Raw genomic sequence first — 9,594 nt, 5'->3', positions numbered from 1 at the left:
CGAAATAAAAAGGTGTGACTTAAGTATTTACGCGTTTACATGCCTTGTCAAGAAATAAACGCGTAATAAAATGCCCCGCTTGAGGCGGGGCGTTGTTTGTTTACGAAATGGAGAATAGGGTTCCTAATGCTCGTGATTGCCGAGCACTGAATGAAACCAAGGCTTATTGGCAAGCCATTCCTCTGCCTGGTCGGACTCAGCACCGCGGTCAACGAGATCGCCGGTACAGAACAGTCTTTCGACTTTCGGGTCGAAGCCGATCACGTCAAGATGCGCCTGCAGTGCACTAAAGCAGCCGTGGATGTCGCCAACGATAAGGTCGCGACCACGCGTGTTTCGGTTGAATGGCTGAATAAGCATGCGAGAATCCTATGGTAGTCCGGGGTGCTGATTGCCGGTGTTCTTCGTGCATACTTTGTCAGACGAAGTATGCCTCTGGAATACCTATTCCGTTATAGACCAATAAAGGATCTTGCATAGGCAGTTCCCGCTAATTTTGTGCTAACACAAAGGGCTATGTGGCCTCCCTATGGAAGCTGGGCCGAACACCACGCATTGGACTGATCAGAGACTGATTTATGCCCTGCGCATTCAAGTCTGAGGGGACAGCCGACCAGGGGGCCAGTATGTTCGAGAGCGGCTCAATAAGGCGCCGGTGCGCGCTCTGCGTGGTTCATTGGTAGCAGGCGAAGATGCGGTGCACCGGCTGGCCTCACATACTTCAGCAAGGTCCCGGACGTACGGGCTAGGTCGGAACATCTAACAGCACACCGATTTTCGTCTTCCCTTTTGTCACATGCAGCATATCCATTACAATTTCATGTTTCTCAAAGCGTCGGCTTTGATTAATTTGATCGCGTTCAGCTACCCATGCACTTTATATGCTCGATATTGAATGCATTCCCGATCCGTTTCGTGATCTTCCGCTGAACGCCTGGATAAACAGTCGCAGGCACCTGCGTCTTCCCGTAATCCGAGCGAGCCTTAACCGGCGCTCGAGACTGGGACCTTTCATATAAGGGAACTCTAACGTGTGGCATGACATCGAGGCAGAGGTTGACCTGCTGAACTTCGGCATGGTGGCCAGCGCGGCTGCGGCGCTTATTCGAGATGCGGGAGAAACGCCCCTGACTATCGGCGTCTCGGGTGGCTGGGGTGCTGGAAAGTCGACTCTCGTCAAGCTTGTGAAAGCCGATCTGGAGTCGAACACGCAAAAGAAAGCTAATGACTCAACGCCTTATATCTTGATGGAATTCAACGCGTGGTTGTATCAAGGCTACGAAGACGCTCGGCAAGCACTGCTGCAGGCAGTATCCGATCGCCTTGTAGAAGAGGCGAAGAAGCGCAAATCGTTCATTGAGAAAGCTACCGACTTCGCAAAGCGCGTCAAGTTGCTGAAGGTGGGCCGTATCGTCGCACCCGTCATCACGCACGTTGCAGTCGGGACGGTCGCTGCCGGGCCGCTCGGCACGCTTTTCGGCGCCGTGTCAGGACTGGTCCAGGGGTTCAATGATGCGGAAAAGCGCGAGGAAAACCTGAAAGCCGTTCAGGCGGCGTACGCTGATCTGTCGCCAGATCTCAAAGAGGTTCTGGGAGAGAAGAAGGAGTCGTCGCTACCCAAGGAAATCGAAGGGCTACGCAAGGCGTTCGCAGACCTGCTGAAAAAGCTGGAGGTCAATCTTGTCGTTTTCGTCGATGATTTGGACAGGTGCCTCCCGAACACTGCGATCGCGACGCTGGAGGCCATGCGACTGTTGCTCCATGTGAAGCGCACTGCATTCATTATCGCCGCAGACGAAAGCATGATTCGCGGCGCGGTCCGCGCGCATTTCAAGGGCGTCGACATCGAAGACGGCTTGGTGACAAGCTATTTTGATAAACTCATCCAGATTCCTCTGCGGGTGCCACGTTTAGGTGTCAACGAAGTGAAGGCGTACCTGGCCTTGCTGCTTACCGACTGGGCGACAAGACAAGGTCGCCTAACGCCCAAGGTTCAGCTCGACGGACAGGCCGCGATTCTTGATCAGCTCAAAAGCGGGTGGGGAACGGGGATCTCCCGCGATGTACTTGACAAGGCGTTCGAGCCGGAGAAAGGTGCCATCGCGAGGGAACTCGATATCGCAGACCAACTCGCGCCGTTGCTGGTGACGTCAGCGGAGATTGCCGGCAACCCTCGTCTGATCAAACGCTTCCTCAACAATCTGATGATTCGGCGCACCGTCGCGGAAGCGATGAAGATGCCTTTGGCACTCGAAGAACTTGTCAAAGTCCAGCTGTTCGAGCGCTGCGCATCCACAGCGGCTTTTGAATACCTCATTAAAGCGGTTGCTACTGGCACTGAAGGCAAGGCTGAATTTCTGATCGGACTCGAAGCAGCAGCGGAGAAAGCGGAAGAGTACGTGCCACCACATCCATCGTGGACCGGATCGTTCTATGAGCAATGGGTCAAGCTCAATCCCCGTCTTGCGACAAAAGACTTGCGTCCCATTCTACATCTTAGCCGTGACCGCAGTCTGGGCTTGGCGGCATATGACGAGCTATCTCCGGCAGCCAAGCAGTTGCTCGAAGCGACCATGGCGGCGAACGAGGTTTCAAAGCTCCTTGTGTCCAAGCTGGCGGAATTGGGTGAGGGCGACGTTTCCCGGATATTGACGCGGGCCATACGGAAGGCGCGGGAAGACCATTGGCAGATCGAAGATATTACACGATGCCTCAACTGCACCGATGCTCATCCGTCGCTCGGACTCCAACTTGCTCCTGCCCTGGCTGAGATTCCCGGCAATAAGCGTGATCTGGCGCTATTGCCTCTTTTGAAGACGCGGGCCTGGGCTGACGGTCTCCTTCGAGAGTGGGAGGATGATCCCGAGACTTCCGCGAAGTCGCGGCAGTACCTTCAGAAGTCGAGCCGAGGCAAGTAATGGGGACTTCCACGTCGAGCATGGGACCCAACAGCGGAGTGAGCCTTGATCCTCCCTGGATAGACGAGGTAATCGGCGATATCGGCGCGGGAAGTTCCGTTCCACCTAGCGATGGAGAAGCAATCGAATCGCCGCCTGGTGCGTCAGGCACCGCACCGTCCGCCCGATATGGCGATGCTCGGCGCGAGTTAGGCAAGTACGTCAGGAACGGCGATACCCAGCATCTCGGAAAGGCACTTGGGCACTATTCCAGGCGGGGCAGTGGTGGGGCTGGCGCCGCAGCAAGTCGGATGCGCGCGTCAACCCGGGCTGGCGCCGAGCTGTTCTCGTTTTTAAATGCCATCAGCCAGCGCTCGTCGGCGGACGCAGCCCGATGGGTTGATGAATTGCGGGCAACGAACCCATCCGCAGACGACGTGGTCGATGCTATTGTGCGTGAACTGGCACCCCCAGGTGGCAGCGCCGATGAGGAGTCTCTCCGAGATGCGATGGCCTTGGCGCTGTCCGGCCTGGTGAGAGATGACCCTACAGTCGATCCTTTAGACATGCGAGTCGACGACATCTGGGAACTCATGAAAGGCTATCTTGCCACAGAAGTGGCAAACAGGGTTTGCTTCGACTTGGGGCCAGTCTTCGAAAGCGCGCAGATTGACGCTACTACAGCGGTCATGCGTGAACGCCAAATGCGGTTGTTCATCAAAAATGAACTGGGAATGCATGTCGACCTGCTTCGGGGCCGGAACGCAAATCCCACACGAGCGCAGCTTGACTCGATTTTACAAGAGACATTGACAATGACGTTTGAACTTTTCGAGGCTCAGATATGACTAGGGTGTTTTGCGCTCCCAAGGACTTGATTCCGGAATCGAGGTCACCCAGCATTGTCTATGTATCGATGTATGCCCATGATGGTCTTGCCGACGTCAGCACAGTGGGTACCTCGCTCGTGCACGATATCAAGTCAGCTGGCATTTCGCCAAGTGCCGCGAGCTGGGATTTTCTGACATTGGCACTCGCTGTGAATGCCGCCGACCATGCTGTCGAACGCAACGCATCCTCCGATGGGTGGACAAGGACTATCGACCTGGAGGTTGCTCTTTACGAACCTGACCCATTTCGACAGCTGGTTGTGGAGATCCAGCAGGCGCTTCGCTTCTTGACAGGAGATTTCTGGCGGCTGACCCTTATAGAAGGTGGCTATCCGCCCCCCAGGCCGCGTCAACGCACGGTCCATGACGCGGATTGCGTTTCATTGCTGTCGGGAGGTCTCGATAGTCTGATAGGTGCACTGGACCTTACCGCACAGGGCAGAGCGCCAATTTTTGTCTCCCACATTGCAAAGGGAGACTCAGAAACCCAGCGCTGGTATGCCCAACGCTTGGGAGGGGCCGAGCGTCACCTGCAGTGGAACCAAAACATCTGGCTGAAGCCGCAGCGCGACGGCGAGGGTTCGACACGGGGTCGGTCTATTGTTTTCTTCGCGTTCGCCGCGCTTGCAGCAGACAACCTCTCGTCTACTACGACCGGCGCTCCGGTCGATGTTTTCGTGCCGGAGAACGGCCTGATCAGCTTGAATGTTCCATTGAATGCGGGACGTGTTGGCAGCCTAAGTACCAAGACGACGCATCCGGTTTTCATGCAACGCTTGCAGGCGCTTTGGACGGCACTGGACATTCCAGCGGTTCTTCGCCTCCCGTATGCCGCGCTGACCAAGGGCGAAATGATGGCCGCCTGCCTGGATCAGGCTAGCTTGACTAATTTCGCGGGCCAATCTACAAGCTGCGGTCGGTACAGTGTTTTTGGGTTGAAGCACTGCGGTCGCTGCGTCCCATGCCTGGTGCGTCGCTCTGCTTTTCTTCGTGCTGGCATGACGGACACTACGGCGACGTATGTCTTTCCGGACCTGAGTGCGGCACGACCCGAAAGGGGCCCGAACGATGTGGCTGCGGTGGCGGCAGCTGTGCTCAAAGTCGAGCAGAGCGGGATTCGCGCAATGACTGCCGGTCAGTTTGCGTTTGCTGCACCAGCACGTCGAGCGGAGTTCGAAGGGGTCGTGGAACGGGGACTCAGCGAGCTAGGCGCACTACTTCGGCTTCACAATGTCCTGTGATTGATTTTCACTCCCATCTCGACCTGTATCCGAATGGATTGGCGCTCGCACGTGAAGTGAACGAGCGGAATAAATTCACCCTGGTGGTGACCACCAGCCCCCGTGCGTATCACGCGACGTCACGAGTTTTTACTGGGCTGCGCAACATTAAGGTGGCGCTGGGGTTGCATCCGGAAGTTGCTGACAGCAAGGTTGGCGAGCTTGATGCGCTCGTTGGCGGTGTAGCTGGTGCCCGCTTCATCGGGGAGGTCGGTCTGGACGGATCGTCACGCTTCCGCAAGAATTTAGCGGTACAGGAGCGCATTTTTCAGGCGGTGCTCGACGAATGCTCGACGCAGGGGGGCAGAATTCTCAGCATCCATTCCAGGGGGGCGGCGGGCCGTGTGCTGGAGCTCCTGGCAACGTCCAAGTCCGCAGGAACGCCTGTGTTGCACTGGTTCTCGGGTAATGGCGCAGAGCTGCACACCGCTTGCCGAATGGGCTGCTGGTTCAGTGTCGGACCGTCGATGCTAGCAGGTGCGAAGGGACGTCATCTCGTTTCCAAAATGCCGCGGGATCGCGTACTTCCGGAAACCGATGGGCCCTTCACGATGACCGACGGAGTCGCACTCAAACCGTGGGATGCCTGGCGGGTATGTAACGTCTTCGCCGAACTCTGGTCGCAGCCTTTGGACATCGTCGAGGAGCAACTGAAGCACAACCTTCGGCGGTTGTTGGGAGCTAGATAAAGCGGATACAAGCGCATGCTTGCACGAATAGTTGCAGAGTGACACCGAAGACCAGTTCGATTCTCGAGGCATTGGGATAATGGCGTAAAGATCCTTGTGGAAAATGACGGCGGGGCATGGCCAACAGCGGCGCGCCTCGCGCGTCTTCCCTGGCACGAACCTGATGACGGCCAGACTAAGCTTACTTCTGTGTGGAGTCGATGTTGCTGTAATACATGCGAAGGATGGCATCAGTGCAGTCGTCGACGAACCTCTATATAACCCCTAATTGCCGAAACTAGAAGATGAATAACGACTTCACCAAGATTTTTTCCGATGCGCGCCTGGACAGGATCGTTGGGGAGCGGGCTGGCCCCTGCGCAGTGGAGCTATGGGTGCTGCAGTTCAAGTCCGGTGAACGCGTAGCCAATAAATTGGCCTACGGTCGGGTGTTGCCTTGCACATTTGCCAACGACACATGGCACACACAGCGGGAGGATACGCTAACGCGGGTAAATGATTGTGTCGATGTTCAAGTCAAGCGTGTTGCGGCGTTCGTAACAGGAGGAAAAGTTCGGCCTCTTCTTTTGGGTTTGTGCGAGGGAGGTTCCCTTGCACAAGCAAGTTGCAATGCGGGCCTGAACGTCGCTGCCGATGCTGTGCGTTTCGCCAGCTTGACGCTCGGCGAAACGTTGATTACGCGCCCGGTTATGCATCTGCCAGCCCGGGATTACTTTCGCTTCAGTACGAATCGCCTGAGTCCCTCATCAATGGCAAGCATGGACAGCGCCGCCATTACGCCAGTAGCTAAATCAGAGTTATTCGAGTTTGAAGGACGTGCGCAGCCGGACGTGGTGAAACTAGTGCTAGACATCCTCAGTTCGGAAATGGGGCTTGATTTTACGGGGATCGACGCGTGGAGGACCGGTGATCTCGAGATAGGAAACTTTCCTTCGTTGACTGACGACGAGAGGCCCACCGTTGAGATAGAAGCTCAATTTAAAGCGAGCGTGCCGGGTGTGCGTGTTCGTATTGTGTCGCCGCTCGGCGGCATTGACGAAGAATTGGAGCTGGAGGTGCAGCTTCTGAACGATGACGCGCTCTTTCACGTGGCGAAAGCGACGATTCGGCACAGTCAGAAATTTCCAGTGGAGGTCTGGTTTGCCGTGCCAAACGAATATCAAGGCATGGTTACTGCCCTGACTGTGCAGATCGACGCTTACAAAGAAGGTGTTGATAGTCGTCGCCGGGTGTACCAATGGGGTACGACCTTGATACGGGAAATGTGTACACAGATGCATGTCCGGGGCTCGACAACACGGGTGGCGTCTGATTGGCTGGCAAAGGCCGTCAGATCCAGAGACCGCAAACGGCTCGAGGCGGCACAGGAACTTTCGCGGCAAACGCATACGTCAAGGCAGACCACCCGCGGTGTACAAGTCGATGCATGGGTAGATATCAATCGGCAAATGACGCGTGTCGTTCGTGACCTCGCGCCGGAAGAATCAACGGGGAGGTTCTTTGAACGTTACTCCGAGGGTGAAAATACAGGCCGCCTAGAGTTGGCCGAATGGCTCAAGCGACTCTTCGCTGAACACCAGGACAAGCACATAGCCTGGTTTGACCCCTACATGGAGGACGTCGGCGTATCACTGATCAATCAGTACGGATTCACCGAGGGGAACTATGTGATTTTTACACAGAAGATGGACCTGAACCTCGTTGATCAATGGCACGAACACATTCTCTATTGGAACTCCCATGGAGCGTTAGAGAATCAGCCTGACACTCCAGTCGGCACCCGCATTACAAGGCTTGTCTCGGCTTGCCGGGTGTGGAAAGAGCAACTGAGCAGCGTCCGCATGAAAGTGGTGGGTCTGCCGGAAGGAACCTTACATGATCGAATGATCGTGATCAGGGATGAGCGGATGGAGCCAGTGGTTGGCTATCACCTCTCGAACTCGATTCAGAAGGCGAACGAAAACTATCCTCTTCTCATAACACCTATCCCTCCCGACATCCTGCGAAAGATTTGTAATTATGCAGATCAAATGCTGGAACGTGTTGCGCACAACGTATTCGAAGCTGGTTCGGATGACTTGACGCCGATGATTCTGTTTGACAGCAGCTCTGTTGAAACCGAGAGACCGCAAGCTGAAGTGGTCCACGACGCATTTTCCTTGCCGCTCTCCGGAAAGGTGTTTGCGTGGTGGAGCGGCGATCATTCGCTTGAGACTCTCAGTGGAGATGCGCTGAGAGAACGACTTCGCGCATTGGGTCATATCGACGAAAACAACGGGTTGCACAGCGAACTGTTCAGACGTCTTCCTGATGCCTTTTGGTCTTACAGCGGAAATGCAAAGGAATTTTCTGCATGGTGGGATGCGCTTTCGTTAGTCTTTGCCCAGTCGCCTGCCGGATCCTACATCACAGATCTGCAGGACAATCCGTCCAGATACGATCCGGGGCTGGGCACGGCTCTATGCGCGTATCTCGACCCAGACCGCTCCGGAGCACGGCAGCCTTCTGATCGCGGGCCAGTACGGGATATCATGGAGCGTTTCAACGAGTCTCATGAGGACCTGCTTCCGTCTGCGCATTGGCTACAAGGATTCGATATCTATGCGTCATCGCTGTTCTGGGGAGACCGATACGCGATCAAGGTCCTCTGGTATTTCGATCCAATGACGCTGGTCCGCTGGATGGAGGATCAGAGCGTTCTTGACGCAAAAAATCGGCGGCGCCAACTGGAGCTTTACCATGCACTATCGCGTATCTCGCTGAGTATCGGATTCGGCGCCTCGGATCAACAGTTAGATGCCCTGCTAGCCAGTAAGAATGCGTACATTCGCTGGTATGGTTTGCTCGGACTAGAGCAACGCCTTATCCACAGCCCGCAGCTTGTGGAACAGGTGCGAGGAATCGACCGGCTATCTCCTGTACAAAGAGCAGGCGTATTGGGGTGGCTGCTGGCGCAAGGTCGCAACAGCACTACATTGCGCGCCGTGGTTCTCGTAGAGCTACTGTCGACGCTCCCAGAAACCATTGACAAAACATGGCTCGATCCATTGCTCAATTCAATGAGAAATCCGCTTCGTCGACTGTACGATAACCCTCCGTGGATACTTGGTGAAATACTTGCGCCACTGATTGAAGGGGGAAAGCTTTCAACTGATCTCGCAGCTGAAGCTTGGGTTGCTGAGTTGCTAAGTACGTGGCGAGACGCCGATGAGCGAGGAAGTCTCCTATTCAAAGTCAATATGGAGGGTGCCTTTACATCAGAGGTGGCAGCGTTGCTTGCGTTGACGTCGGAATCGGGATGGCGCAAGCTGCTTAAGCCTTTGAATGATGAAATGCGCCGGATTACTCAGGTAACCAACAGGCCTCTGGCGCACCAGAGAGACTATTCGACGACTCACGATGCCAGTGTGAAAGCGTTATGGATTGCATGTCTGGTCCGCCTCGTTATCGTCAATACTCCACGGCCGATGACAAGCGACCGGGAAAGTGCACTAACTAAATTACATCAATCGGCCGTTACAGTAGCAAAGCGCTGGACATGGTCACGTCGAAGCATTACCGACTCTGCGCTCCTTGAGTTCTGGCGGCAAACACGCGATTGCTTCGGCGATGAGCTTTCAACAGATGACATTTGATGTGCCCACCGCTTCACGGTGTTAGGTCTCTGGAGTAGCGACCGCCGCTTGTCGCAGCGAGGTGATGCTGAATGCATAATCTTGGTAGTTTCGGATTGATGTTGCGTAGGTTTTGGTTGTGAAGTTCTTTATTTTTCAATGGGAACGGCGGGCGAGTTATCCACAGGATATCCTCATTTTAAAGATTTGCTGTTGCGTCCCTT

6 protein-coding genes are annotated in these 9,594 nt (G+C 55.2%); 5 read left to right on the top strand and 1 reads right to left on the bottom strand.

What is annotated here, in order from left to right:
• Positions 1-123: 123 nt before the first annotated feature.
• Complete coding sequence (locus tag IGW03_RS36430) at positions 124-360, bottom strand: metallophosphoesterase (protein ID WP_194727275.1); 237 nt, start codon at positions 358-360, stop codon at positions 124-126.
• A gap of 671 nt (positions 361-1,031) precedes the next feature.
• On the opposite strand from IGW03_RS36430, the gene IGW03_RS36425 reads away from it, so the two are divergent.
• The 5 genes from IGW03_RS36425 to IGW03_RS36405 all read left to right on the top strand — a co-directional run bounded on the left by IGW03_RS36425 (position 1,032) and on the right by IGW03_RS36405 (position 9,391).
• Entirely contained in the window at positions 1,032-2,918 is a 1,887-nt protein-coding gene (locus IGW03_RS36425) for a KAP family P-loop NTPase fold protein (protein WP_194727274.1), read from the top strand.
• Positions 2,918-3,745 (top strand): Qat anti-phage system associated protein QatB, encoded by an 828-nt coding sequence (gene qatB / locus IGW03_RS38995; RefSeq protein WP_194727273.1) that lies wholly within the window; start codon positions 2,918-2,920, stop codon positions 3,743-3,745. The genes IGW03_RS36425 and qatB overlap by 1 nt, the downstream gene beginning before the upstream one ends.
• 68 nt (positions 3,746-3,813) lie before the next feature.
• Complete coding sequence (qatC, locus tag IGW03_RS36415; protein ID WP_228536321.1) at positions 3,814-5,028, top strand: Qat anti-phage system QueC-like protein QatC; 1,215 nt, start codon at positions 3,814-3,816, stop codon at positions 5,026-5,028.
• The gene (gene qatD, locus IGW03_RS36410; protein WP_194727271.1) at positions 5,025-5,756 is read left to right on the top strand and encodes a Qat anti-phage system TatD family nuclease QatD; all 732 of its coding nucleotides are present in this window, start codon (positions 5,025-5,027) and stop codon (positions 5,754-5,756) included. The genes qatC and qatD overlap by 4 nt, the downstream gene beginning before the upstream one ends.
• A 284-nt stretch (positions 5,757-6,040) precedes the next feature.
• Positions 6,041-9,391, top strand: a complete 3,351-nt coding sequence (locus IGW03_RS36405) for a VPA1262 family protein (RefSeq protein WP_194727270.1) — start codon at positions 6,041-6,043, stop codon at positions 9,389-9,391.
• Positions 9,392-9,594: the final 203 nt, after the last annotated feature.

The organism is Noviherbaspirillum malthae, from assembly GCF_015352985.1.
GTDB classification, from domain to species: domain Bacteria; phylum Pseudomonadota; class Gammaproteobacteria; order Burkholderiales; family Burkholderiaceae_D; genus Noviherbaspirillum; species Noviherbaspirillum malthae.
This window is presented reverse-complemented; position numbering and strand designations above follow the sequence as displayed.